Genomic DNA, 25582 nt, shown 5'->3' with positions numbered 1-25582 from the left:
TCGGGTGATCTCGCCCGGCGGCAGCCTAGAGTCAACGCGCGTAGCGCGACAGGGGGTTCGCGGTTACATCCTCGTTGCTTCGTTGCCCTCGGCTGCCGCCACTTTGTCCGAGGCTCCCCGTACCCTCGTACTCATGACCAGCGACGACACGGCATACCCGGCCCGCTCCCGAGCCATCGAGACCTACTCCGCGCTCTCCCCGGCACAGACCGAGTCCGTGCTCGCGCTGCTCACGGAGGCGACGCTCAACGACGGGCAGCAGGCGGTGTCCGAGCAGGGGCGGCTGTATCTGCGCGGAGGCGCCCGGGAGGGCATCGCCCATCTGCTGCTGACGGTCGGCGACGAACTCGTCGGCTACGCCCAGCTGGAGGACACCGATCCGGTGGAAGCGCCGGCCGCGGAACTGGTCGTCCATCCGGCGCACCGGGGGCACGGTCACGGACGGGCGCTGGGGTCGGCGCTGCTGGCCGCCTCCGGGAAGCGGCTGCGGGTGTGGGCGCACGGCGGGCATTCGGCGGCGCGGCATCTGGCGCAGGTGCTGGGGCTCACGCTGTTCCGTGAACTGCGCCAGATGCGGCGGCCGTTGACCGGGCTCGACCTGCCCGACCCCGTGCTGCCGCCCGGTGTGAGCGTCCGTACCTTCGAGCCGGGTCGGGACGACACGGCCTGGCTCTCGGTCAACGCCGCCGCCTTCGCCCACCATCCCGAGCAGGGCTCCCTCACGCAGCGGGACCTCGACGACCGTATGGCCGAGCCCTGGTTCGATCCCGCCGGGTTCTTCCTGGCGGAGCGCGAGGGCGAGCTGATCGGCTTCCACTGGACGAAGGTCCACGCCACGGAGGGCCTCGGCGAGGTGTACGTCCTCGGCGTCCGCCCCGGCGCCCAGGGCGGGGGCCTGGGCAAGGCCCTGACGACGATCGGCCTACGGCATCTCGCGGCGCAGGCCCTGCCCACCGCCATGCTGTACGTCGACGCCGACAACAAGGCGGCGGTGTCGGTCTACGAACGGCTGGGCTTCGTCACACACGAGACGGACCTGATGTACCGGTCGGAAACCTGAGCCTGCGCACCGGCTCCCGCCCGCACACCCCCCACACCACCGCCGCACCGGCCAGCACGAACCCCCAGCGGTCGTGCGCGGCAGCCCACCGCTCGTCGGCCACCTGCACGAACAGGGCCCAGTCGTCCGGCAGGAGCAGGGGCGTCAGGGCGGCCGCGGCGAGCAGGACCGCTGCCACGAGTGTGCCGGGTGTGGGGTCTTCCGAGCGGTGTACCGCGATGGCCGCGACCGCGAGGGCGAGGGCGAACACCGCGCCGGCCTCCAGCGTGACGTCGGCCACCGGCGGCCGTACGTCACCGGGGACCAGGAGCGCCGCGGCCGTCCACCACACCGCCGCCGCCGGCGCGACGAGCACCGCCCGCAGAGCGTGGCGGACCCAGCGGCGGGTCGGTACGGGTGTCGTGGTGTTCCGGGCGGGGTCGTCCAGGACGAACGCCAGCCCGAGCGCGAAGGCCAGCGCCGCACCCCGTAGGAGAAACAGGGCCCACCACGCGTTCGAGCCCATCAGCCTCGGCAGCCCCGCCAGCAGCAGGCCCGCCGCTCCGGCCGCGCCCAGCACCCGCCAGGGCAACGTACGCCAGACCGGCACCGCCAGCTCCCTCACTCCTCGCATGCGTCCGCGTCCTTCGGCACCTTGACGCCCAGCAGTTCGGCCGCCCGGCTGGTCTTGGCCTTCGGTGAGGTCAGCTCGGCCCAGTTGGCCTTCACCTTCGCCGTGACGGTGTCACGCGGCTGCTGGAGCAGCTCCCGTACGACATCGGTCTGACCCGAGGTCATGGACAGCGGATCGGTGGGCGACAGGACGATCGCGGAGCCGGTCACGCTGTCGTCGAGGCGGACGTTGCGGAAGGACTGCATCGGGTCGTCCGCCCAGCCCAGCGCCAGCCACATGACGGTCACCATGCGGCCGTCGCACATGTCGCCGGCCGCCTTCTCGCTGCCGGTCACCAGCACGGAGGCGACCGCCGCCGAGAACTCGGGAACGCGGTTGCCGCCCCACGCCGTGCCCACCGTCACCTGGTGCGGGGTCGCGGACGGGTCGAGTGCCGCGTCACCGGACAGGCCGTAGCGGGCGTCGACCCGCTGTCGTACGAGGAGTTGCTGCTTCTGCTCGTTGCCGGCCGCCAGCGACCGGACGTGGTCCACGACGTCCGCCCAGGTGCCCGTCTGCGGCTCCCACTCCGGGAAGGCGCAGTAGGCCGAGCCGTCGTGCCGTACGCAGGTCTGCTCCTTCTCGGGCGTCACCGAAATCCGCTCCCGGGCCGCCGTCAGCTCCGGCGAGACGCCCTCGGCCTGCCGGACGGCGCCCGTCAGTGTCAGGACCACCGCGGCGGCCAGGGCGCCCGCGACGATCGGTGTGCGGCCGCCGCTCACCAGCATCGCCAGCAGCACGGCGACGAGGACGAGCCCCGCGAGGTAGAGCGCGTGCCAGGCGGCCGGGCGGCCGATCAGGTCGGACGGCAGCATGGTGTTGCTGGCCTCGCCGATCACCGGCGCCAGCCACCTCGTCCCCCCGTTGTCCCCGGGGGCCGCGACCAGGAGGAAGAAGAAGAGGACGAAGACCCCCGCCAGGGGGGCCGCCACGACCGACGGGATCAGTCGGCCCAGCAGCACCCCGACCGCCCCGAACAGCAACACGGTCAGCGGCCCGACGAGCAGCTCCGCCGGGGAACCGTGCCCGATCGCCCCCGGCTTGAGCGCCTGCCAGGTGAACTGGCCCGCGACGCAGAGCGCGGTGAGGACGGCGGCCGGGACCACGGACAGCGCGTGTGCCGCCGTGCGCTGCCAGGGCTGAAGCAGCAGCACCGCGAAGTGGCGTTCCGTGTCCCGCCGTCGGGATCTCAGTACCGCCAGGTTCGCCGACAGCAACACGGCCAGGGCGACCAGCAGCGGCGCGGACTGCGTGGCGCGGTCGACGCTCTGGAGCACCGGGAAGTCGTCGCCGTCGCGGTAGACGGTCCAGGCGATGTACACGGCGAAGGCCAGCAGCACCGGGACGCGCAGCAGCAGCTCCCGCGCCTCGAAGCGGGCCAGGGCGAACACCGCCGCCCAGGTCTGGCGCGGCTCGGTGCTCACGGCGGGCGGGGCCGCCTCCAGCACGGCGCTCATGCAGCCACCTCCGCCGGCTCGCCGTCGAGCGTGAGGAGGTAGCCGTCCTCCAGGGTGGGTTCGAGTAGTTCGGCCCCGGGTGGCGGGTCGCCCACGTTGCGGAACGTCCCCAGCCCCGTGCGCCAGCCCGCCTTCGCGCCCGGCGCGCGTTCCGTACTGCTCCACACCCGGCCGGCCGCCCGTGCGGTCAGCTCGGCGGGGGTGCCGTCGAAGCGGATGGTGCCGCTCGCCATGACCAGGACGCGGTGGCAGAGCATCGCCACGTCCTCGGTCTGGTGGGTGGACAGCAGGACCGAACGGCCCTCACCGGCCTGTGCGATCAACTCCCGGAAGCGCATGCGCTGTTCGGGGTCGAGGCCGACGGTCGGCTCGTCGAGGACCAGGAACCCGGGGTCGCCGACCAGCGCGGCGGCCAGCGCGACCCGTTGCTGCATACCGCCGGACAGCTTCTTGATCCGCTTGCCGCGTACGTCCGACAGATCGACGCATTCCAGCACCCGCCGCACCTCCTGGTGCCGTGCGGCGCGGTCGGTCAGCTCCTTGAGGATCGCCACATAGTCGACGAACTCGAAGGCCGTGAAGTCCGGGTGGAAACCGGGGGTTTGGGGGAGGTAGCCGAGGTTGCGCCGGACCTCGTGGCGGCCGGCGGCGGTCGCCGGGTCGTGGCCGAGGACGGTGAAGGCGCCCTGGTCGGCGGGAACGGCCGTGGCGAGCACCCGCAACAAGGTGGTCTTTCCTGCTCCGTTGGGGCCGAGCAGGCCCGTCACACCGGGCGTGAGCCGCAGTGAGACATCGTCCAGGGCGCGGGTTCCGCCGTAGCGGAGGCTCAGCCCGGAGGCGGAGACGGTGGGGATCATGCGGCGCTCCCGTTGAAGAGGTCGAAGCGGTCACGAAGGAGGAAGAGCAGACCGGCGGCGAGCATGGCGACGGCGGCTGCCGCGCCCTGTCCGGCCGCGGTGAAGGGTGCGAGCGGTCCGTCGGCCGTCGCCTGCGCGACCAGCAGCAGCGCGATCCACCCGCCGCCGACGAGGGACGGCGCGAGCACCGGCCCGAGACGCGGGGTCAGCGCGAGCCCGGTCGCGGTGAGGGCGAGTGCGGGCAGCAGCCAGGCGAGGGCCTGAAGGCCGTACGCCGGAAGCGCGAGGGTCGCCAGGCCGTTGAGGCCGAGTCCGGCGGCGAGCACGGCCACCGTACGGATCATCAGCAGCCGGAACCCGTGCACCGGGGACACGACGGCCATCTCGTACGTCGGGTCCAGCGCGGGCCCGTACGACACCGCGACCCCCGCAAGGGGCAGCAGCGGCGCGAGGGCGAGGAACATCGTGGGCGACCGGGTCACCGGGGACACGTTCGTCACCACGACGGTCAGCACGAGCACTCCGACGACCGCGCCCAGCCACGAGCCGCGCATCACCGGTGTCGCCGCGAGCAGCCGCGCCGTGTGATCGGGCACCCCGATCCGCACCAGCAGCGCCTCGAACCAGCCCGGCCGGGGCGCGTCCAGCTCGGCGTCCAGCCGCTCCCAGCCGGCGTCGAGCGCGACCGGGTCGCTGACCTCGGCGAGCACGGCCCGGCACCGGTCACAGGCGGTGAGGTGGGTGTCGGCGGACCAGAGGGCGGGGGCGGTCAACTCGCCGCGCGCGTAGGCCCGTAGATCCTCATCAGATACGTGCCAGGTCATGCGGGCACCTCCTCAAGTCCTTTGCGTGCGTACGGCCCCGGTTCCGGCAGGTGCCGGATCGGGCCGGCGCCCTGCCGAGCCGTGTGCCGGGCCCGTTGTCCGATCGCCCGCGTCATTCCGGCGCCTCCCCCGGTTACGTGCGTCATGCCAGCGCCTCCCGCAGTTGCTTGCGGGCACGCATCGCCCGTGTCTTGACCGTGCCGGGCGGTATTCCCAGCAGGACGGCGGCCTCGCGGGTGGTCAGCCCGTCGACGACCGTCGCCTGGAGCACCGCGCGCAGCTCCGGGGAGAGCCCGACCAGGGCGCCCGCGAGGTCCCCGTGCTCGACCCCCGCGAGCACCCGCTCCTCCGCGGACGCCTCGTCCCGGTGCCGCAGCCGCGCCAGCGTCTGCCGCAGCCGGCCCCGGGCACCGTCGCCGCGCAGTACGTCGACCAGGCGTCGCGACCCGATGCGCCACAGCCACCCGGCCACATCGCCGTCCTCCCGGTAGCGGGCCTTGCCCCGCCACACCGCGAGGAACGTCTCCTGTACGACGTCGTCGACGATCCCGGCGTCGGCGCACCGGCCGCGCAGCCGGGCGGCGAGCCACGGCGCGAACCGCCGGTACAGCTCCTCGAAGGCGCGCCGGTCCCCGTCCGCCGCGATGGCTCGCAGCAGGTCCCCGTCGCTTCTCGTTTCGCTCACGTCTCCTCATCGCACGGGCGCCACGGATCGGTTCACACCCTCGCCCATGGCTTTGCGGCTTGACTTTCGGGGCCGCCTTCCACCACCCTTTCACTACTCAATTAGTGAAAGGGTGGTTGCCGAGTGGTCGAATACCGTATCGACCGGCACAGCGGCGTGGCCACCTACGTCCAGATCGTCCAGCAGACCAAACAGGCGCTCCGCCTGGGCCTGCTGGAGCCGGGTGACAAGCTCCCCGCGGCCCGCGAGGTCGTCGAAGCCACCGCCATCAACCCCAACACCGTCCTCAAGGCCTACCGCGAACTGGAGCGGGAGGGCCTGGTCGAGGCACGCCGGGGCCTGGGCACCTTCGTACGCCGCGGGCTGAACACCACCCCCGCCGACTCTCCCCTGCGCACCGAACTGGACGCATGGGCACAGCGGACCCGCGAGGCGGGTCTCGGGCGGGAGGACGTGGCCGCGCTCTTCACTGCCGTACTCGAAACACACTTCGCCGCAGGCGAGAAGCACCTCCAGGGAGAACCGACATGACCGACACGGCCATAGAGGCAGCCGGCCTGGGCAAACGCTTCGGCAGGCGGTGGGCGCTGCGTGACTGCACCGTCCAGCTGCCCACCGGACGCGTCTGCGCGGTCGTCGGGCCGAACGGCGCCGGCAAGTCCACGCTGCTCGCCCTCGCCGCCGGGCTGCTCGCCCCGACCGAGGGCACGGTGCGCGTCCTCGGTGGATCTCCGGCGGCGGCACGCGCGCGTGTCGGTTTCGTCGACCAGAGAAAGCCGCTGTATCCGCAGCTCACGATCGCCGAGACGCTGGGCATGGGTGCCGACCTCAACCCCGGCCGCTGGGACGCGCAGGCCGCCGAGCGGATCGTGGCCGACGGCGACCTCGACCCGAAGTCCCGGGTGCGCTCCCTCTCCGGCGGCCAGCGCACCCGCGTCGCGCTCGCCCTCGCGCTGGCCAAGCGGCCCGAACTGCTGCTCCTGGACGAGCCGATGGCCGACCTCGACCCGCTGGCCCGGCACGAGCTGATGGGCGTCCTGATGTCCCAGGCCGCGCAGTACGGCACCACGATCGTGATGTCCTCGCACGTGGTCGCCGAGCTGGAGGACTCCTGCGACCACCTGCTGCTGGTCGGCGGCGGCCAGGCCCGGCTCGCGGGCGAGCTCGACGAGCTGCTCCAGGCCCACACGCGCGTGACGGGTCCCGCCGACACCCCCCTCGACCCGCACCACACCGTCGTCGAGTCCCGCACCACCGGCCGCCAGCTCACCGCCCTGCTCCGCCCGGCGGGCCCGCTGCCGGACGGCTGGCGGACGAGCGCCCCGTCCTTGGAGGAGCTGGTCCTCGCCTACCTCCGCAACCCGCAGGCCCCCGCCCGGGCGGCCGAAACCCAGGAGATCCCCGCGTGACCGCCCTGACCGCCCCGGCTCCCTCGCCCCACCTGCTGCGCCGGCTGCTGCGACTGCACCGCCCCGCCCTAAATGTTCGGGCGGCACTCCTCGTCAACCCGCAGGCCCCCGCTCGGGCGGCCGAGACCCAGGAGATCCCCGCGTGACCGCCCTGACCGCCACAGCCCCGGCTCCCACCCCCGCACCCCACCTGCTGCGCTGGCTGCTGCGACTGCACCGGCCCGCCCTGTACGTCTGGGCAGCGCTCCTCGTCATCACCGCAGCCACGCTCCTGTGGCTGGGCGGCCCGCTCACCGACGACGCGGCGGCGGCATGGCGGGAGTACAACGCCTGTGAGCAGCCCTCTTGTGTGTACGACCAGGACTCGATCGTCCTCTACAAGGACGTGTACAACTACGCGACCTTCGCCGTCCTGGCGGTCCCGTTCCTGGTCGCCGCCTGGGCGGGTGCCTCGCTGATCGGCCGCGAACTGGAGAACGGCACCGACCGGCTGGCCTGGACCCAGTCCGTCTCCCCCGCCCGCTGGCTGGCCGCCAAGCTCGCCGTACCGGCCGCCCTGGTCACCGCCGGCACCGGACTGTTCGTCCTCCTCCACCATCTGGCCTGGTCGGCAGGGGAGGGAAAGATCGACACCGCCAAGTCCTGGCACGACTCGGCCACCTTCTACGCGGGCGGCCCCATCACGGTCGCCCTCGCCCTGACCGGCCTGCTCGCCGGCGCCCTCGCGGGCCTGGTCCTGCGCCGCTCACTCGCCGCGCTCGGCACCGGCGCGGTTGCCGTGGCCGCACTGTGGCTCGGCCTCAACCAGGCGCTGCCACATCTGTGGCCGGCGGAAACCCGGCTCAGCAGCCTGCAGAGCGGCCCGGCGCTGGAAGGCACGGAGGTCGGCTACGGCCTGGTGACCACGTCCGGCGACCGGATCGCCGACCCCAACTGCGGCGGCACGTTCATCCCGGAGTGCCGCCACGTCATGGAACGCCTCGACGCCACCGCCTATTACGTCGACTTCCACCCGGCGTCCCACTACTGGCCCCTCCAGCTCACCGCGACGGCCATCGTCCTGGCCGTGGCCGCCGCAGCCGCCTTGATCGCGTTCCGCCTGGTCAGGCACCGTACCGGCTGACGCATCGTGATGCGCATACGTCCCTCAGAGCGGGTAGGGGCGTATGCGCAGGGCTTCGTGCTGCCCTGCGTACGGAAACCCGGGGGACGTAGACGCCTCGGGGCCGCCCCCCGCTATCCCGCACGTCATGTCGCCGTAACCATTGGTTCAGCCGGGCTTGCGACCCTCGGCGAATGCAGCCAGCCGTGCCAGAGCCGGCGCCGCCCCCCGAGGGCCGCGCGAGGAACGGGGCGGGAAACGGAGCGGTGAACGGGGACACCGGATTCGCCGTCGCGCTCCCTCCCGCTTCTTCCGACGCGCCCGTCTCGCTCCCGGCGCGGAACAATGGGTCCATGAGCCAGTCGAACGCCCAGGCACAGGTCCAGCATGCACAACCGTCCGTCGGTTCCATAGCCGCACACCGGCCACACACGGTGTCCGCCGCGGTGTCCGACCTGGAACCCGACATCGATGCCGACCTCGACGCCTACGAGGAGGCTCCGTACGACGGGCCCCAGTTGCCCCAGGGCCGCTTCCTGGACCGGGAGCGCAGCTGGCTCGCGTTCAACGAACGGGTCCTCGAACTCGCCGAGGACCCGAACACGCCCCTGCTGGAGCGCGCGAACTTCCTCGCGATCTTCGCCTCCAACCTGGACGAGTTCTTCATGGTCCGGGTGGCCGGCCTGAAGCGCCGTATCGCGACCGGTGTCGCCACGCGTTCCGCTTCCGGTCTCCAGCCGCGTGAGGTGCTGGAGATGATCTGGGCCCGCTCCCGCGAGCTGATGGCCCGGCACGCCGCCTGCTACCACGAGGACGTCGCCCCCTCCCTCGCGGAGGAGGGCATCCACCTGGTCCGCTGGGCCGAGCTGACCGAAAAGGAGCAGGCGCGCCTCTTCACGCTGTTCCGGCACCAGATCTTCCCGGTCCTGACCCCCCTCGCGGTCGACCCGGCGCACCCCTTCCCGTACATCTCCGGCCTCTCCCTGAACCTGGCCGTCGTCGTACGCAACCCGGTCACCGGCCACCGCCACTTCGCCCGCGTGAAGGTGCCGCCGCTGCTGTCCCGCTTCCTGGAGAGCTCCCCCGGCCGGTACGTCCCCATCGAGGACGTCATCGCCGCCCACCTGGAGGAGCTGTTCCCGGGCATGGAGGTCCTGGAGCACCACGCCTTCCGGCTCACTCGCAACGAGGACCTGGAGGTCGAGGAGGACGACGCCGAGAACCTCCTCCAGGCGCTGGAGAAGGAGCTCATGCGGCGCCGGTTCGGGCCGCCGGTGCGTCTGGAGGTCGAGGAGTCCATCGACCGCGAGGTGCTCGACCTGCTGGTGCGGGAGCTGAAGATCAGCGAGGCCGAGGTGTACCCGCTGCCGGGTCCGCTCGACCTCACCGGCCTCTTCCGCATCGGCGGCCTCGACCGGCCCGAGCTGAAGTACCGCAAGTTCATCGCCGGCGTCCACCGCGACCTCGCCGAGGTCGAGTCGGCGTCCGCACCCGACATCTTCGCCGCGCTGCGCAACCGGGACGTGCTGCTGCACCACCCGTACGACTCCTTCTCCACGTCGGTACAGGCGTTCCTGGAGCAGGCGGCCGAGGACGACGACGTCCTCGCGATCAAGCAGACCCTGTACCGGACCTCCGGCGACTCCCCGATCGTCAACGCGCTCATAGACGCCGCCGAGGCCGGCAAGCAGGTCCTCGTCCTGGTCGAGATCAAGGCCCGCTTCGACGAGCACGCCAACATCAAGTGGGCGCGCAAGCTGGAGGAGGCCGGCTGCCATGTCGTCTACGGCCTGGTGGGCCTGAAGACCCACTGCAAGCTGTCGCTGGTGGTCCGCCAGGAAGGCGACACGCTACGGCGGTACTGCCACGTCGGCACCGGCAACTACCACCCGAAGACGGCCCGCCTCTACGAGGACCTCGGCCTGCTCACCGCCGACCCCCAGGTCGGCGCGGACCTGTCCGACCTGTTCAACCGGCTGTCGGGATACTCGCGCCGCGAGACCTACCGACGGCTGCTGGTGGCCCCCAAGTCCCTCAGGGACGGCCTGATCTCGCGGATCGAGAAGGAGGTCCAGCACCACCGTGCCGGACGCCCCGCGTTCATCCGCATCAAGGTCAACTCGATGGTGGACGAAGCCGTCATCGACGCCCTGTACCGCGCGTCCCAGGCGGGCGTGCCGGTCGACATCTGGGTGCGCGGCATCTGCGCGGTGCGTCCGGGCGTGGCGGGCCTCTCCGAGAACATCCGGGTCCGCTCGATCCTCGGCCGCTTCCTCGAACACTCCCGGGTCTTCGCCTTCGGCAACGGCGGCGAACCCGAGGTGTGGATCGGCAGCGCCGACATGATGCACCGCAACCTCGACCGCCGCATCGAGGCGCTGGTCAGGGTCACCGACCCGGCTCACCGCGCCGCGCTCAACCGGCTCCTCGAGACCGGGATGTCCGACACCACCGCGTCCTGGCATCTCGGTCCGGAAGGCGAGTGGACCCGGCACGCGACCGACGCGGACGGCCAGCCCCTGCGGAACATCCAGGAGATGCTCATAGACGCCCGGAGGCGCCGGCGTGGCACAGCAACACCTTGAACCGACGGACCCGAAGGCCGGGACGGCCGGGCTGACCGGGGACGCTCTCGCGGGCTACCTGCGGGCCCAGGCCACGGAGTTCCTCCGTGCCCTGCGGCTGCACCGGGAGACCGGAGGCACGACCAACGGCTCGGCCTCGGGCACGGAGGAGTCGGTCGATGCGGCGCGCGCCCTGCGCCACTCGGCCCGCCGCATCAGCGGCAGCCTGCACACCTTCCGCCCCCTGCTCGACCCCGACTGGTCCGAGGCCATCCGCCCCGAACTGGCCTGGCTCTCCGGCACGCTGGCAATGGAACACGCCTGCGCGTCCCGCCTGGAACGGCTGCTGCTGGCGCTGCACCGGTTGTCGGGGGCGGCGGGATTCCCGGCCCAGTCGGCGGATGCAACCGGCGTAGCTGTGGGCAGTCGTTCCGCTGGGGCGGATCCCGACCCACGGAAAGCGGAACCCGGCAACGCCGGTCCCCCGACCCACCCGGCCACTTCGGAACGCGGCAACCTGACAGTTGGCGCGGCCAAGGCAGGCGCCCTCCTCGAGCGCCAACTGACGCTGGCCCGGACCCGAGCCCACTCCACCGCCCTCCAGGCCCTCGGCTCCTCCCGCTTCCACGCGGTCGCCGACAACATCGCCGTACTGGCCAGTGACGTCCCCCTCACGCCCAAGGCCCCCACCGCCGATCTGCGCCCCCTCGCCGGCGCGGCCGAGGAGCGCCTCACCGACGCGATCGCCGCCCTGCCGCTGGTGACGGCCGGCAGCCCGTACAACGCGGAGGCGCTGGTCCACGGCCTGTCCCCCGACCCGGCCCCGCACCCGCAGGACGCACCCTGGCACCAGGTCCGTCTGCTGCTGCGCCTGCACCGCTACGGCCGCGAGGTCCTGCTCGGCGAGGACGCGCCGGTGGACGTGCGCCTGCTCACCGCGGGCCAGGCGCTGAACCGGCACCGCGACGCCTCGGAGGCCGCCGCCGCGGCGGCGGCCGCCGCCCGCACCCCCCGGATCGCCCCGGCGACGGCGTACGCCCTCGGCGTGCTCCACGCCGACCAGCGGCACGAGGTGGAGGCGGCACGTTTCGCGTTCCAGCAGGCATGGCAGAAGCAGGCGGTCGGCACCGTCTGACCCGTCCGGGCCGCGGTTCCGACCCACACCCGCACCTTCGAGGAGGCGGTGAAGTCCCGGTGACTCACACGAACGACGGCACCGTCCAGGCAGCCGGCTGCGTCCTGTGGCGCCGCTCGCCGGTAGACGGTGAACTGGAGGTATGTCTCGTGCACCGCCCGAAATACGACGACTGGTCACACCCCAAGGGCAAGCTGAAACGAGACGAGGAGTCACTCGCGGGCGCCCTGCGGGAGGTCGCGGAGGAGACGGGCTACAGCGCGGTGCCGGGCACGGAGCTGCCCACCGCCCACTACCTCGCGAGCGGCCGCCCCAAGCAGGTCCGTTACTGGGCGGCCGAGGCCGGATCCGGCTCCTTCGCCCCCAACCAGGAAGTGGACCGGCTCCTGTGGCTCTCCCCGACGGCCGCCCGCAACCGTCTCACCCAGCCGAGGGATCGCACCCTCGTGGACGCTCTGCTGGATGCCCTTCGCCTGGCATAGTCCGGAATCTCCCCGTGTCCACAGCGTGAGCCTTCCGTGACCTAACCACACCGACAGCAGGGGTTCACCCTGCGTTCATTTCTGGCCATAAGCGCCTTCACCTGATCTGCCTACTTTCAGCCTTGCCTGATGACGGGCACTGCCCGAATAGGTGTCCGCATCAATCAGTCTTTCGCACGCCGCCGAATTCAGGACGGCGGCTCCTGGAAGGAACTCCCTCAAGTGAAGCTTCAGCGCAAGAACCGGCGGGCTCTCGCTCTCGGCGCGATCGCCGTCTCCGGCGCCCTGGCCCTCACGGCGTGCGGCTCGGACGACACCGGCGACACCGGCAGCGGCGACTCCTCCGCGACCGCCGCGGCCGGTTCGATCAAGTGCGACGACGCCAAGGGCCAGCTGCTCGCCGACGGCTCATCCGCGCAGAAGAACGCTATCGACGCCTGGGTCAAGCAGTTCACCGCTCAGTGCACCGGCGTCCAGATCAACTACAAGGGCGGCGGCTCCGGCGCCGGCGTCACCGCGTTCACCCAGGGCACGGTCGGCTTCGCCGGTTCGGACTCGGCGCTGAAGCCCGAGGAGATCACGGCCTCCAAGGAGGTCTGCTCCGGCGGCCAGGGCATCGACCTCCCGATGGTCGGCGGCCCGATCGCCCTCGCGTACAACGTCGACGGTGTCGACAACCTGGTCCTGGACGCGCCGACGATCGCCAAGATCTTCAGCGGCAAGATCAAGACCTGGAACGACGCGGCGATCGCGAAGCTGAACCCCGACGCCAAGCTGCCCAGCACCAAGATCCAGGCGTTCCACCGCTCGGACGAGTCCGGCACCACGGACAACTTCACCAAGTACCTGCTCGCCACCACCCCGGACGACTGGAAGTACGAGGGCGGCAAGGCCTGGACGGCTCCGGGCGGCCAGGCCGCGTCCGGCTCCTCCGGTGTGGCGCAGAGCGTGAAGCAGACCTCCGGCGCGATCAGCTACATGGAGCTGTCGTACGCCAAGGACGTCTCGACGGTCGCCATCGACACGGGTGCCGCCGAGCCGGTCAAGGCCTCCACCGACGGTGCCACCGCCGCCATCGCGGACGCCAAGGTCGTGGGCACGGGCAAGGACCTCGCGCTCGAGATCAACTACGCCACCAAGGCCGACGGCGCCTACCCGATCACCCTGGTCACCTACGAGATCGTCTGCGACAAGGGCAACAAGGCGGAGACGCTGCCCACCGTCAAGGCGTTCCTGAACTACATCGCCAGCGAGGACGGCCAGAAGGTTCTCGCCGAGAACGACTACGCGCCGATCCCCGACGACATCATCGCCAAGGTCCGCACCACCATCGCGGGCCTGAGCTGACCTGAGTGTGCGGCCCGGTCCCCCTGGGGGGCCGGGCCGCACCGTCCGGTGCACCGCCGCCAGGAGCCGCACGCCGAGTACGGCTCCGCAGACCGGAGAAACCGATGGACATAGCCACACAAGACACACCTCCCCCCGCACCTCAGCCGACCGAGGGCGAGCGTAAGCGCGCCGCCCGTGGCGCCACCCGACCCGGAGACCGGGTCTTCCTCGCTCTCAGCCGTGGGTCGGGCATCTTCCTGCTGGTGATCATGGCCGCGATCGCGGTCTTCCTCAGCTGGCGAGCCGCCATCGCGATCGGCGATGACGAGGGCAACTTCCTCACCACCTTCGAGTGGAACGCCACCGCGATCCCGCCGGTCTTCGGTATCGCCGTCCTGGCCTTCGGCACGGTGGTCTCCTCGATCATCGCCATGGTCATCGCGGTCCCGATCGCCGTCGCCATCGCGCTGTTCCTCACCCACTACGCCCCGCGCAAGCTGAGCGGCCCGATCGCCTACGTGATCGACCTGCTCGCCGCCGTACCGTCCATCGTGTACGGCCTGTGGGGCGCCCTGATCCTCGTACCGCACATGGACGGCCTCTTCGGCTGGCTGAACGAGTACTTCGGCTGGACCGGCATCTTCTCGTGGCAGGAAGGCCCCGCCCGCTCGATGCTCACCGTCGGCATCCTGCTCGCGATCATGATCCTGCCGATCATCACCAACGTGAGCCGTGAAGTCTTCCGCCAGGCTCCGCAGATGATCGAGGAAGCGGCCCTGGCCCTCGGCGCCACGCGCTGGGAAGTCATCCGCATGGCCGTGCTGCCCTTCGGCCGCTCCGGCGTGATCTCCGCCTCGATGCTCGGCCTCGGCCGCGCGCTCGGCGAGACGATGGCCGTCGCCACCGTCCTCTCCCCGGACTTCCTGATCCACGCCAGCCTGCTGGACCCGGGCGGCGGCACCTTCGCGCAGAACATCGCCAGCAAGTTCCCCGAGGCGAACGAGTTCGGACGTGACGCGCTGATCGCCTCCGGTCTGGTCCTGTTCGTCATCACCCTGCTGGTCAACGGCGCGGCACGCATGATCATCGCCCGCCGCAAGGAGTACTCGGGGGCCAACGCATGAGCCACTCAGCCGCCACCGCCAAGCGTCCCGGCTCCCTTCAGGGCGGCCAGCTGCCGACCTGGGGCCCGTGGGCGATCGCCGCGGGTTCCCTCGCCGTCTCCATCGGCCTCAGCCTGGCCGTCGGGATCGAGAGCAAGATCCAGTGGGGTCTGATCGCCGCGATCCTCTACGTCCTCGGTACGTTCGTCATCGCCTCGCGCGTCGAGAACCGCCGTCAGGCCAAGGACCGCATCGCGACGTCGCTGGTCTGGGTCGCCTTCCTGCTCGCCGTGGTCCCGCTGGTCTCCCTGGTGTGGACGACCGTCTCCCGAGGCGTCAAGGTCCTCGACGTCTACTTCCTGTCCCACTCCATGGGCGTGGTCGCCGACTCCGAGCCGGGCGGCGGTATCTACCACGCCATCATCGGCACCCTGGAGCAGGTCGGCATCGCCACCGTGATCGCCGCGCCGGTCGGCGTGCTCACCGCGATCTACCTGGTGGAGTACGGGCGCGGCAACCTCGCCCGGGCCGTCACCTTCTTCGTCGACGTCATGACGGGTATCCCGTCGATCGTCGCCGGTCTGTTCATCCTCTCGATCCTGCTGATGTTCGACCTGGGCTTCTCCGGCTTCGCAGGCGCGCTCGCGCTGACGATCCTGATGATGCCGGTCGTGGTCCGCTCCACGGAGGAGATGCTCAAGCTCGTCCCGAACGAGCTGCGGGAAGCATCCCTGGCGCTGGGCATCCCGAAGTGGCGCACCATCCTGAAGGTGGTCCTGCCGACCGCGATCGGCGGCATCACCACCGGCATCATGCTGGCGGTCGCCCGTATCGCCGGTGAGACCGCGCCCGTGCTGCTGCTGGTGTTCGGTAACCCGTTCATCAACAACAACCCGTTCGAGGGTGCGCAGGCGTCGCTGCCGCTGTACATCTACCAGCAGTACTCGCAGAGCGCGGGCTCGGAAGCGGCGTACGACCGCGCCTGGGCCGCATCGCTCACGCTGATCGCCTTCGTGATGATCCTGAACCTGGCGGCCCGCGGCATCGCCCGCTGGAAGGCCCCCAAGTCCGGTCGCTGACGCGGCCATACAGCGACCGATCTGATTTCCGAAAGAAGCAGTGATACCCATGGCCAAGCGAATTGACGTAAGCGGGCTGAACGCCTACTACGGCTCCTTCCGCGCCATCGAAGACATCTCGATGACCGTCGAGCCCCGCTCCGTGACCGCCTTCATCGGCCCGTCCGGCTGCGGCAAGTCCACGTTCCTGCGCACGCTCAACCGCATGCACGAAGTGACGCCGGGCGGCCGGGTCGAGGGCAAGGTCATGCTCGACGACGAGAACCTGTACGGCGGCGGGGTCGACCCGGTGGCCGTGCGGCGCGAGGTCGGCATGGTCTTCCAGCGTCCGAACCCGTTCCCCACGATGTCGGTGTACGACAACGTGGCGGCCGGTCTGCGGCTCAACGGCTCGTACAAGAAGTCCGCGCTGGACGACGTCGTCGAGAAGTCCCTCAAGGGCGCGAACCTCTGGAACGAGGTCAAGGACCGTCTGAACAAGCCGGGTTCCGGCCTGTCGGGTGGTCAGCAGCAGCGTCTGTGCATCGCGCGCGCGATCGCGGTGGAGCCGAACGTCCTGCTCATGGACGAGCCCTGCTCGGCCCTCGACCCGATCTCCACCCTCGCCATCGAGGACCTGATCGGCGAGCTGAAGGAACGGTTCACGATCGTCATCGTGACGCACAACATGCAGCAGGCCGCCCGGGTCTCCGACCGCACGGCCTTCTTCAACCTCTCCGCCGTCGGCCAGCCCGGCAAGCTCATCGAGATCGACGACACGGAGCGCATCTTCTCCAACCCGTCGGTCCAGGCCACCGAGGACTACATCTCCGGCCGCTTCGGCTGACAGACCCCTCGCGGTGCTGCATGGCGGTGCCACCGCGAGGTCGATAAGGGCCCGTCCCCCGGCTCCCGGGGGACGGGCCCGTCGTCGTTCTCACGGCCGCTACAGGAACGCCAGGTTCACAACCCCGTACGAAGCAGCGGCCACCAGCGCGGCGGCCGGCATGGTGATGAACCACCCGAGCACGATGTTCTTCGCGACGCCCCACCGCACGGCGTTCACCCGCTTCGTCGCACCGACACCCATGATCGCCGACGTGATGACGTGCGTGGTCGAGATCGGCGCCTTGAAGAGAAACGCGGTGGTGAACATGATCGACGCGCCGGTCGTCTCCGCCGCGAACCCCTGAGGCGGGTCCAGCTCAATGATCTTCCGCCCCAGCGTCCGCATGATCCGCCACCCACCGGCATACGTACCGAGCGACAGCATCACGGCGCAGACGATCTTCACCCACACCGGAATCGGATCGCCGTAGTCCTCGACATCGGCGATGACCAGCGCCATCACCACGATGCCCATGGTCTTCTGCGCGTCCTGAAGGCCGTGCCCGAGAGCCATCCCCGCCGCGGACACCGTCTGCGCGATCCGGAACCCGCGCTTGGCCTTGTGCGGATTGGCCCGCCGGAAGATCCACATGATCGCCGTCATCACCAGATAGCCGACCACCAGGCCCACCACCGGCGACACGAACATGGGGATGACGACCTTCTCCAGCACCCCGGACCAGTACACGGTCGTACCGCCCGCGAGCGCGGCCCCCACCATGCCACCGAACAAGGCATGCGAGGACGACGAGGGCAGCCCGTAGTACCAGGTGACCAGGTTCCAGGTGATCGCCCCGATCAGCGCGGCGAAGAGGATCCCCATCCCCTTCGACCCCTCGGGTGTCTGAATCAGCCCCTCACTGACCGTCTTGGCGACCCCGCTGCCCAGAAAGGCACCGGCCAGATTCATCACGGCGGCCATCGCCAGCGCGGCCTTCGGCGTCAGAGCGCGCGTCGATACGGACGTCGCGATCGCGTTGGCCGAGTCGTGAAAGCCGTTGGTGTACGTGAAGAAGAGCGCGACCAGAATGGTCACGACCAGCGCAAAGGTGTCCATGGCGTGGGCTCAGGACTCCTTGACGGCGATGGTCTCCACCGTGTTCGCCACATGCTCGAACGCGTCCGCGGCTTCCTCCAGCACATCCACGATCTGCTTGAGCTTCAGCACCTCGATCGCGTCGTACTTGCCGTTGAAGAGGTGCGCAAGAAGCTTTCTGTGGATCTGGTCGGCCTGGTTCTCCAGCCGGTTGACCTCGATCCAGTACTCGGTGAGGTTGTCCATCGTCCGCAGACTCGGCATCGCCTCGGCCGTCAGCTCGGCCGCCCGCGCCAGTACCTCGATCTGCTGCTCGACGCCCTTGGGAAGTTCCTCCACGTTGTAGAGGACGACCAGGTCGACGGCCTCCTCCATGAAGTCCATGATGTCGTCGAGGCACGATGCGAGCTTGTAGATGTCCTCACGGTCGAACGGCGTGATGAACGAGGAGTTCAACTGGTGGAAGATCGCGTGCGTAGCATCGTCACCTGCGTGTTCCGCGGCCCGCATACGCTCTGCGATCTCGGCCCGGCCGGCGGTGTCCGCCCCGAGCAATTCCATCAGGAGTTTCGAGCCCGTGACGATGTTGTCCGCGGATGCGGCAAACATGTCGTAGAAGCTCGTCTCCCTGGGGGTCAGACGAAAGCGCACGTGGGGTCCTCGGGATGCTTCGGTTTCGGTCAGGCTGATGCTAGGCACATCATCCGGCCATGGCTAATGGGCCGTCTCCCAGTGTCGCCCATCGAACAGAGTGCTCTGCACAGGGGCGTAACAAGGGTTCGGTCCTGGCTTCTGCCTGCGGCATTGGCCAAGAGCCCTATACCCAGCAAAGTTCGGTACGATATACCCAGTAGGGGTATATGTGTCTGGAGGACGCGATGACGACCACCGAGGCCGGCGCAGGAGCGCACTCCGAGGCCACCCCGGCCGTGGTGACGGACCACGACCGCGGCATCCACGGCTACCACAAACAGAAGGACGAACACCTCAAACGCCTGCGCAGGATCGAGGGCCAGATCCGTGGCCTTCAGCGCATGGTCGAAGAGGACGTCTACTGCATCGACATACTCACGCAGGTGTCCGCCTCCACCAAGGCCCTACAGTCCTTCGCCCTCCAGCTCCTGGAGGAGCACCTGCGCCACTGCGTCGCCGACGCGGCCGTCAAGGGCGGCGAGGAGATCGACGCAAAGGTGGAGGAAGCAACAAAGGCAATCGCCCGCCTGCTACGTACGTGAGATTCCTCGCGCCCCAAAGGGGCGCGGGGCTGTATCGATATGCGGCTCCGCCGCGTGGGCGCGACCAGCCACAACGCACCCGCAGAGACCTACTGGCCCTCAGCGGAGCGATCGCGTGTTTCGGCCACTTTCAGCACCTCGTCGATGCTCTCAAGGCTGAGCCGATCCTCGTGGGCGGCGGACGCCGCGATGATCAGGTCTCCGCACAGCTCGATCTCGGCGAGGGCCACGTGGTCCTGAACTGCCGTACCGCCGACCGGAGCCACGTGCATCACCTCTTCTCTGCCGTCACCGACTTCCTAGAGTAGGGAGCGGCCTACACAACGCGCATGGCACGGACGGGCTAGTTCTTGACGTCCGTCACTCTTCCGCGCGCCTTCCCCCTCGGCCGCCGCTCACTCCTCGGCGATCCGACCGGCATAGATGTCACCGGCTTCCGGCAGCTCTACGTCGACGGGGGTCCCGAAGTCGTACAGCAGGGTCGTCGAGGCTACCGCGACGGTGTTCTTCTGCTGTCCGTTGACGAAGCTGAACCGGTGCCGGATCTTACGGATGCGCCCCTGGTCGTCGAGGTAGACGTCGAACGGCACGGAGGCCGTGGCGAACCCTTTCGCCGCTGCGGCCAGCGCCTTTTGGTTCCCCTCCGAGGCATCCTGCGCCGCGTCCGCGAGATCGGCGGTCCCCCGGTAGTGCCGTACCGGGGTCCCCGCGACCTCGGTCTCTCCCGCGTACGTCGCCGTGCGCGTCCCCCGCAGCAGTTCGGCGGCGGCGTACGGGTCGGTGGCCCCGCCGGTGACGAGATTGCCGTCCGACAGCGTGGCGGTGTCCACCCGTACCCATTTGTCGGCGGGCACTCCGGCTCCCCGGTTCTTCATGAACAGCGCGCCGGGGGCGAGGAGTTCGGTGATCGAGCGATGGTCCGGGGTGCCCGCCGGGTCCTGCGGCAGCTGCACCTCCAGCCGCCCGAGCTGCCGGGAGAAGTCGTACACCCCTTCGCCCCGGATGGTGACGCGGGTTCCGCCGGTGGCCATCTCCATGGACGTACGGGCCTGGGAGGTGCCGGCGTCGACCAGCCGGTCGGCCGCCCGGTGCAGGGTCTCGACGGGATCGGCGGACGCACGTGCGTCCTCGGCGGCGGCTCCGCCGGAACACCCCGTGGCGCAGGCGCAGACCATGAGTCCCGCGACGCCCGCCGCTGTCCGCCACTGTCGCCGTTGCCGCTCCGCCATCGCCTGCCTACCCCCAGCCGCTACGTCCGTCCCTGGCCCCCTGTCGTTTCGGTTAACGACGAGTAGGTGGCACCGTCACGCCGAGCAGTGGGCCCCTTTACCTGCCCTGGGTACGGTTGATGCGTGGCGCAGCACGATGGCCTGGATTCCCGCCAGGCACTCCCGGAACACCGCACATCAACGGTTGACCAAGGCAAGTTCTGCACAGCCCGCTGCACCTGCGGCTGGCGCGGACCGGCCCGCAGAGCCCGCAGCCAGGCGAGAACGGACGCGAAGGGGCACGCGAGCGCACCGGGGTAGTGGCGCCGTTCCCGCACGTGAGCCCGCCCGTATCCCAGGGCATCCTGTGACAAGACCGCAGCCTTGTCACACCGCGGCCGGCGGTGGAACCCGTGCCTCCGCGGTCCCGTCTCGTTCCACGGAAGCCGACAGGAGGCGCACATGGAACGGCGTACGTTCATCGGAGGCGGCGCGGCCGCGATCGCGGGCTTGACGACTGCGGCGTGCAGCGGCGGGGGAACATCGGGCGCGGCCCGCAGCACCACCTCCGCCACCGCGGACCTGACCACGGGCATGTCCACCGCCACCAAGACCGCCGCCGCGAACTGGTCCGCCCTGGCGCAGGAACTGGACGGCACCCTGGTCCGCCCGGGCGAGGCCCAGTGGAAGGCGGCCCAGCAGCTCTACAACACCCGCTTCGACAGCCTGAAGCCGGCGGCGGTGGCCTACGTGGCGCACCCGGACGACATCCGCACGAGCCTCTCCTACGCCCGGGCCCACAACCTCCAGGTGGCGATCCGCAACGGCGGCCACTCCTACGCGGGCTGGTCCTCGGGTAACGGCCGTCTGATCGTCGACGTGTCGAAGCTCAGCAGGGTCCGGGCGAGCGGCGGTACGGCCGTGGTCGGCGCCGGCGCCAAACTGATCGACGTCTACCGGGCCCTCGCGGCAAAGGGCGTGACCATCCCGGCGGGCTCGTGCCCCACGGTGGGGGTCTCGGGCCTCGCCCTGGGCGGCGGCCACGGAGTGGTCTCCCGCGCCTACGGCCTCACCTGCGACAGCCTCACCCAGGCGACACTGATCACGGCCGACGGCAAGCAGCTGACGGCCAACGCCGCCGAGAACAAGGACCTGTTCTGGGCGCTGCGCGGCGCGGGCAACGGCAACTTCGGCGTCGTGACGGAACTCCGGTTCAAGACCCACCCGGCCCCGCAGGCGGTGTCGGCGTACATGAGCTGGCCGTGGTCGAAGGCGGCGGCGGTGGTGCGGGCCTGGCAGGAGTGGGGCCCGAGCCGGCCCGACGAGATCTGGTCGTCCCTCCACCTGGCCGGGGCCGGCAGCACACCGACCATCTCCGTCGCGGCCTTCTCCCTCGGCACCTACGGCGAACTCCAGAACGCGGTGGACCGACTGGCCGACCGAATAGGGTCCCCGGCGACCAGCGTCTCCCTGAAGCGCCGCTCCTACGAGGCCTCGATGGACCTCTACGCAGGCTGCTCGTCCTTCGCGTCCGACGCACAGTGCCATCTCCCGGGCTCCACCCCCGGCCGTTCCCCCGAAGGCGCCCTGAACCGCGAGACATACGCGGGGAAGTCGGACTTCTTCGACCGTTCGCTCTCCGCCGCGGGCATCCAGACGCTGCTGTCCCAGCTGACCTCGGTCCGGGGCGGCGCCGGCAGTATCGACATCACGGCCCTCGGCGGCGCCGTCAACCGCGTCTCCCCCACGGCGACGGCCTTCGTCCACCGCCGCTCCCGCATGCTGGCCCAGTACGTCGCCTCCTGGCGAGCGGGCACCTCCGGTACGACGGCGCAGTCCTGGCTGACCTCGGCCCACACCGCGATGCAGCCGTACGCCTCGGGCGCCGCCTACCAGAACTACACGGACCCGACCCTGAAGGACTGGCGCAAGGCGTACTACGGCGATGCGGCAACACGCCTCCAGCAACTGAAGAAGCAGTACGACCCGGAGAAGTTCTTCACATATCCACAGGCGCTGTAAGCCCCAAGCTGCGGGCATGCGTGCCGCCTGGGGCGGCACGGGTGGGCGCAGGCGGCACCCCGTCAGCGCCGGGCTGCGCGACCCACCCCGCCCCAGCCCCAACGCCGCCCAGCTACGCGGCCAGGTCCCGTTCCTCGGCCCCGGCAGGCTCAGCCCGAGCCCCGGGAATCACCGCTTCCTCGTTCCCCCCGACTCTCCCCCGCCCCCGAATAAGCCACGACGCCCTGCCGGACCCCTCAGCCGCCTTCATCACCGGCGTAAGCAGCGCCATCGCCAGCGGAGACAGCAGCAACACCACAGCCGTACCGAGCGCGAACCCACCCACGACATCCGTCGGATAGTGCACACCCATATAGATCCGGCAAAAGCCCTCGATCAGGGCCAGCGCAATCCCCGCCGCCCCGAATTTCCTGTTCGCCACGAAAAGCCCGACCCCCATGGCCATGGCGATCGTCGCGTGATCGCTCACAAACGAGTAATCGGTCTTCCCGCCCACCAGGACATCCAGCCCCTGGTGGTCGAGAAAGGGCCGGGGCCGCTCGACAAATCCCCGTATGGGCACATTCACCAGCACCGCGATCCCGGCGGCAAGGGGCGCCCACACCAGCGCGGCAACGGAAGACACCGCATCCTCGCCACCCCGCTGCCGGACATTCCACCAGCACCAGAGCACCAGCAGCACCATGGCGATCAGCAGCCCGAACTCGCCGACGAACTCCACACCCCGGTCGAACCACCGCGGCGCGTCCTTGGCCAGGCCATTGATGTCGTAAAGCAGCTCGACGTCGGGGTTCGACCCGGATTCTGCGAGTCCAGCCATGGTGCGCGGCCCCTTCGTCGTCTCTCTACGTCACCAGGAACGCACGGCTCCTGTTAATACGTTCCACACTCCACCGAATGATCACTCAGACGTTATCGAAGAGATACTCATCACCGCAGCTCAGGGGGGTGGTTGACGCTCAGTTCAGGGATCGGTTCAGGCCATGCTGGACAGTCTTGTCCGTTCCGTGGGGGTCGGCCGACGGTCAGGCTCCGACGTACGCCGCAAGGTGCTCACCTGTGACGGTGGAGCGCGCGGCGACGAGATCGGCGGGGGTGCCCTCGAAAACGATTCGGCCACCGTCGTGCCCGGCGCCGGGTCCGAGGTCGATGATCCAGTCGGCGTGTGCCATGACGGCCTGATGATGCTCGATGACGATGACGGACTTGCCGGAGTCGACGAGCCGGTCGAGCAGACCGAGCAGCTGCTCGACATCGGCGAGGTGAAGGCCCGTCGTCGGCTCGTCGAGGACGTACACGCCGCCCTTGTCGGCCATGTGCGTGGCCAGCTTGAGCCGCTGCCGCTCGCCGCCGGACAGCGTGGTGAGCGGCTGGCCGAGGGTGAGGTAGCCGAGCCCGACGTCGGCGAGCCGGTCGAGGATGGCGTGCGCGGCGGGCGTACGGGCCTCGCCGGCGCCGAAGAACTCCTCGGCCTCGGTCACCGACATCGCGAGCACCTCGCTGATGTCCCGGTCGCCGAGGTGGTACTCCAGGACCGAGGCGTCGAACCGCTTCCCCTCGCAGTCCTCGCAGGTGGTGGCGACGCTCTGCATGATCGCCAGGTCGGTGTAGATGACGCCGGCGCCGTTGCAGGTCGGACAGGCGCCCTCGGAGTTGGCGCTGAACAGGGCCGGCTTGACGCCGTTGGCCTTGGCGAAGGCCTTGCGGATCGGTTCGAGCAGTCCGGTGTACGTCGCCGGGTTGCTGCGCCGGGAGCCGCGGATCGGCGCCTGGTCGACCGAGACGACGCCCTCGGAGGCGGGGACCGAGCCGTGCACGAGCGAGCTCTTGCCGGAGCCGGCGACGCCGGTGACGACGGTCAGCACCCCGAGCGGGATGTCGACGTCGACGCCCTGGAGGTTGTTCGCCGTCGCGCCGCGGATCTCCAGGGCGCCGGTGGCCTTGCGCACCGTGTCCTTCAGGGCGGCCCGGTCGCCGAGATGGCGGCCGGTGATGGTGCCGGAGGCGTGGAGCCCTTCGAGGGTGCCCTCGAAGCAGACGGTGCCGCCCGCCGTACCGGCGCCGGGGCCGAGGTCGACGACATGGTCGGCGATCGCGATCGCCTCCGGCTTGTGCTCCACGACCAGAACCGTGTTGCCCTTGTCGCGCAGCCGCAGCAGCAGGTCGTTCATCCGCTGGATGTCATGGGGGTGCAGCCCGATGGTGGGCTCGTCGAAGACGTAGGTGACGTCGGTCAGTGCCGAGCCGAGGTGGCGGATCATCTTCACGCGCTGCGCCTCGCCGCCCGACAGCGTGCCCGCGGGCCGGTCGAGCGAGAGGTAGCCGAGGCCGATCTCCGTGAACGAGTCGAGCGTGTGCTGGAGCTTGGTGAGCAGCGGCGCCACCGACGGCTCGCCCAGCCCGCGGACCCATTCGGCCAGGTCGCGGATCTCCATCACACAGGCGTCGGCGATGCTGATCTTCTTGATCTTCGACGTCCGGGCGCCCTCGCTGAGCCGGGTGCCGTCGCACTCGGGGCAGGTGGTGAAGGTGACGGCCCGCTCCACGAACGCCCGGATGTGCGGCTGCATCGCCTCCTTGTCCTTCGACAGGAACGACTTCTGGATCTTGGGGATCAGCCCCTCGTAGGTGAGGTTGATGCCGTTGACCTTCACCTTGGCCGGTTCGCCGTAGAGGAAGTCCTGCATCTCCTGCTTGGTGAAGCTACGGATCGGCTTGTTCGGGTCGAGGAGGCCCGACTGGGCGTAGAGCCCCACGGTCCACTGGCTGTCCGACTTCCAGCCGGGGATGGTGAACGCGCCCTCGGCGAGCGACTTGGAGTCGTCGTAGAGCTGGGTGAGGTCGATGTCGGAGACCTTGCCCCGGCCCTCGCAGTGGGTGCACATGCCGCCGGTGCGCTCGTAGGTCGCCCTGACCGCCTTCTTGTTGCCCTTCTCGACGGTGATCGCACCGGCCGCCCGGACCGAGGCGGTGTTGAAGGAGTACGCGCTGGGCGGGCCGATGTGCGGCTTGCCGAGCCGGCTGAAGAGGATCCGCAGCATCGCGTTCGCATCGGTGGCGGTACCGACCGTGGACCGCGGATCGGCACCCATCCGCTGCTGATCCACGCTGATCACGGTCGTCAGCCCATCGAGCACATCGACCTCGGGCCGCGCCAGATTCGGCATGAAGCCCTGCACGAAGGCGCTGTACGTCTCATTGATCAGCCGCTGCGACTCCGCAGCGATCGTGTCGAACACCAGCGAGCTCTTGCCCGACCCGGACACCCCGGTGAACACCGTCAGCCGACGCTTCGGTATCTCAATACTGACGTCCTTGAGATTGTTCTCCCGCGCACCGTGCACGCGAATCATGTCGTGAAGATCGGCAGCGTGCGACGTCATCGTGTCTCCATCTAAAGGGGCGGAACAACAGCGCCCCTTTAGGGGCGCGGGGAACTGCGCGACCAGCCACAACGGACCCGCAGCCAACCGACA

General features: G+C 70.0%; 25 protein-coding genes. 14 read left to right on the top strand and 11 right to left on the bottom strand.

The annotated features are described in order from the left end of the window. Nucleotides 1-133 precede the first annotated feature (133 nt). Nucleotides 134-1060: a mycothiol synthase gene (mshD, locus tag KCH87_RS38465; RefSeq protein ID WP_210592517.1), complete on the top strand. Its 927-nt coding sequence runs from the start codon at nucleotides 134-136 to the stop codon at nucleotides 1058-1060. On the opposite strand, the gene KCH87_RS38460 is transcribed toward mshD, so the two are convergent. The 5 genes from KCH87_RS38460 to KCH87_RS38440 form a co-directional block, all read right to left on the bottom strand. Next, the gene (locus KCH87_RS38460) at nucleotides 1020-1673 is read right to left on the bottom strand and encodes an ABC transporter (RefSeq protein ID WP_210592516.1); all 654 of its coding nucleotides are present in this window, start codon (nucleotides 1671-1673) and stop codon (nucleotides 1020-1022) included. The two genes, mshD and KCH87_RS38460, sit on opposite strands and share 41 nt — an antisense overlap. Continuing rightward, complete coding sequence (locus KCH87_RS38455; protein ID WP_210592515.1) at nucleotides 1661-3169, bottom strand: ABC transporter permease; 1509 nt, start codon at nucleotides 3167-3169, stop codon at nucleotides 1661-1663. The genes KCH87_RS38460 and KCH87_RS38455 overlap by 13 nt, the downstream gene beginning before the upstream one ends. Next, nucleotides 3166-4026 carry an ABC transporter ATP-binding protein gene (locus KCH87_RS38450; RefSeq protein WP_210592514.1) on the bottom strand — a complete coding sequence of 287 codons (861 nt, stop codon included), beginning with the start codon at nucleotides 4024-4026 and terminating at the stop codon, nucleotides 3166-3168. The genes KCH87_RS38455 and KCH87_RS38450 overlap by 4 nt, the downstream gene beginning before the upstream one ends. Then, nucleotides 4023-4850, bottom strand: coding sequence for a zf-HC2 domain-containing protein (locus KCH87_RS38445; protein ID WP_210592513.1), 828 nt, complete (start codon nucleotides 4848-4850; stop codon nucleotides 4023-4025). Before KCH87_RS38445 ends, KCH87_RS38450 begins: the two co-directional genes overlap by 4 nt. Before the next feature lie 142 nt (nucleotides 4851-4992). Continuing rightward, nucleotides 4993-5535: an RNA polymerase sigma factor gene (locus tag KCH87_RS38440; protein ID WP_210592512.1), complete on the bottom strand. Its 543-nt coding sequence runs from the start codon at nucleotides 5533-5535 to the stop codon at nucleotides 4993-4995. Between the two features lie 123 nt (nucleotides 5536-5658). Here KCH87_RS38440 and KCH87_RS38435 point away from each other — a divergent pair, with 123 nt between their 5' ends. From KCH87_RS38435 to pstB, 11 genes are all read left to right on the top strand, one after another. Continuing rightward, nucleotides 5659-6066, top strand: coding sequence for a GntR family transcriptional regulator (locus KCH87_RS38435; RefSeq protein ID WP_210592511.1), 408 nt, complete (start codon nucleotides 5659-5661; stop codon nucleotides 6064-6066). Then, nucleotides 6063-6944 (top strand): ABC transporter ATP-binding protein, encoded by an 882-nt coding sequence (locus KCH87_RS38430; protein ID WP_210592510.1) that lies wholly within the window; start codon nucleotides 6063-6065, stop codon nucleotides 6942-6944. The genes KCH87_RS38435 and KCH87_RS38430 overlap by 4 nt, the downstream gene beginning before the upstream one ends. After that, a complete protein-coding gene (locus KCH87_RS38425; RefSeq protein ID WP_210592509.1) occupies nucleotides 6941-7090 on the top strand; it encodes a hypothetical protein in 150 nt (49 codons plus the stop codon). Before KCH87_RS38430 ends, KCH87_RS38425 begins: the two co-directional genes overlap by 4 nt. Further along, nucleotides 7087-8067: an ABC transporter permease gene (locus KCH87_RS38420; RefSeq protein WP_308299020.1), complete on the top strand. Its 981-nt coding sequence runs from the start codon at nucleotides 7087-7089 to the stop codon at nucleotides 8065-8067. The genes KCH87_RS38425 and KCH87_RS38420 overlap by 4 nt, the downstream gene beginning before the upstream one ends. A gap of 332 nt (nucleotides 8068-8399) precedes the next feature. After that, nucleotides 8400-10631: an RNA degradosome polyphosphate kinase gene (locus KCH87_RS38415; RefSeq protein WP_210592508.1), complete on the top strand. Its 2232-nt coding sequence runs from the start codon at nucleotides 8400-8402 to the stop codon at nucleotides 10629-10631. Continuing rightward, entirely contained in the window at nucleotides 10612-11745 is a 1134-nt protein-coding gene (locus tag KCH87_RS38410; RefSeq protein WP_210592507.1) for a CHAD domain-containing protein, read from the top strand. The genes KCH87_RS38415 and KCH87_RS38410 overlap by 20 nt, the downstream gene beginning before the upstream one ends. Before the next feature lie 59 nt (nucleotides 11746-11804). Further along, nucleotides 11805-12227, top strand: a complete 423-nt coding sequence (locus tag KCH87_RS38405) for an NUDIX hydrolase (protein WP_308299019.1) — start codon at nucleotides 11805-11807, stop codon at nucleotides 12225-12227. A 222-nt stretch (nucleotides 12228-12449) separates the two neighbouring features. Then, the gene (gene pstS / locus KCH87_RS38400; protein ID WP_210592505.1) at nucleotides 12450-13574 is read left to right on the top strand and encodes a phosphate ABC transporter substrate-binding protein PstS; all 1125 of its coding nucleotides are present in this window, start codon (nucleotides 12450-12452) and stop codon (nucleotides 13572-13574) included. Between the two features lie 104 nt (nucleotides 13575-13678). After that, nucleotides 13679-14680 carry a phosphate ABC transporter permease subunit PstC gene (gene pstC / locus KCH87_RS38395; RefSeq protein ID WP_210592504.1) on the top strand — a complete coding sequence of 334 codons (1002 nt, stop codon included), beginning with the start codon at nucleotides 13679-13681 and terminating at the stop codon, nucleotides 14678-14680. Next, the gene (pstA, locus tag KCH87_RS38390; protein WP_210592503.1) at nucleotides 14677-15738 is read left to right on the top strand and encodes a phosphate ABC transporter permease PstA; all 1062 of its coding nucleotides are present in this window, start codon (nucleotides 14677-14679) and stop codon (nucleotides 15736-15738) included. Before pstC ends, pstA begins: the two co-directional genes overlap by 4 nt. A gap of 49 nt (nucleotides 15739-15787) precedes the next feature. Beyond that, a complete protein-coding gene (gene pstB / locus KCH87_RS38385) occupies nucleotides 15788-16564 on the top strand; it encodes a phosphate ABC transporter ATP-binding protein PstB (protein WP_210592502.1) in 777 nt (258 codons plus the stop codon). A 99-nt stretch (nucleotides 16565-16663) separates the two neighbouring features. Here pstB and KCH87_RS38380 read toward each other — a convergent pair whose 3' ends face one another. Together KCH87_RS38380 and KCH87_RS38375 are read right to left on the bottom strand one after the other, a co-directional pair. Next, on the bottom strand, nucleotides 16664-17662 hold the full coding sequence (locus KCH87_RS38380; protein ID WP_210592501.1) for an inorganic phosphate transporter: 999 nt from the start codon (nucleotides 17660-17662) through the stop codon (nucleotides 16664-16666). Between the two features lie 9 nt (nucleotides 17663-17671). Next, on the bottom strand, nucleotides 17672-18292 hold the full coding sequence (locus KCH87_RS38375) for a DUF47 domain-containing protein (protein ID WP_210582535.1): 621 nt from the start codon (nucleotides 18290-18292) through the stop codon (nucleotides 17672-17674). A gap of 227 nt (nucleotides 18293-18519) precedes the next feature. Between KCH87_RS38375 and KCH87_RS38370 the strand changes: the two genes are divergently transcribed. After that, nucleotides 18520-18876 carry a metal-sensitive transcriptional regulator gene (locus KCH87_RS38370; protein ID WP_247197438.1) on the top strand — a complete coding sequence of 119 codons (357 nt, stop codon included), beginning with the start codon at nucleotides 18520-18522 and terminating at the stop codon, nucleotides 18874-18876. 89 nt (nucleotides 18877-18965) lie between these two features. Here the strand turns inward: KCH87_RS38370 and KCH87_RS38365 are convergent, their stop codons facing one another. Both KCH87_RS38365 and KCH87_RS38360 read right to left on the bottom strand, forming a co-directional pair. Continuing rightward, nucleotides 18966-19148 (bottom strand): hypothetical protein, encoded by a 183-nt coding sequence (locus KCH87_RS38365; RefSeq protein WP_210592500.1) that lies wholly within the window; start codon nucleotides 19146-19148, stop codon nucleotides 18966-18968. A gap of 123 nt (nucleotides 19149-19271) precedes the next feature. Further along, nucleotides 19272-20105, bottom strand: a complete 834-nt coding sequence (locus tag KCH87_RS38360; protein WP_210592499.1) for a hypothetical protein — start codon at nucleotides 20103-20105, stop codon at nucleotides 19272-19274. A 441-nt stretch (nucleotides 20106-20546) separates the two neighbouring features. On the opposite strand from KCH87_RS38360, the gene KCH87_RS38355 reads away from it, so the two are divergent. After that, nucleotides 20547-22106 (top strand): FAD-binding oxidoreductase, encoded by a 1560-nt coding sequence (locus KCH87_RS38355; protein WP_210592498.1) that lies wholly within the window; start codon nucleotides 20547-20549, stop codon nucleotides 22104-22106. Nucleotides 22107-22218: 112 nt separating this feature from the next. Here KCH87_RS38355 and KCH87_RS38350 read toward each other — a convergent pair whose 3' ends face one another. Together KCH87_RS38350 and KCH87_RS38345 are read right to left on the bottom strand one after the other, a co-directional pair. After that, nucleotides 22219-22926, bottom strand: coding sequence for a phosphatase PAP2 family protein (locus tag KCH87_RS38350; protein ID WP_210592497.1), 708 nt, complete (start codon nucleotides 22924-22926; stop codon nucleotides 22219-22221). 205 nt (nucleotides 22927-23131) lie between these two features. After that, nucleotides 23132-25489, bottom strand: a complete 2358-nt coding sequence (locus tag KCH87_RS38345) for an excinuclease ABC subunit UvrA (protein WP_210592496.1) — start codon at nucleotides 25487-25489, stop codon at nucleotides 23132-23134. Nucleotides 25490-25582: the final 93 nt, after the last annotated feature.

The sequence above is a fragment of the Streptomyces sp. GESEQ-35 genome (assembly GCF_017948485.1).
Taxonomy (GTDB): domain Bacteria; phylum Actinomycetota; class Actinomycetes; order Streptomycetales; family Streptomycetaceae; genus Streptomyces.
The sequence above is the reverse complement of the archived record's forward strand: the minus strand, read 5'-3'. Positions and strand labels throughout refer to the sequence as shown.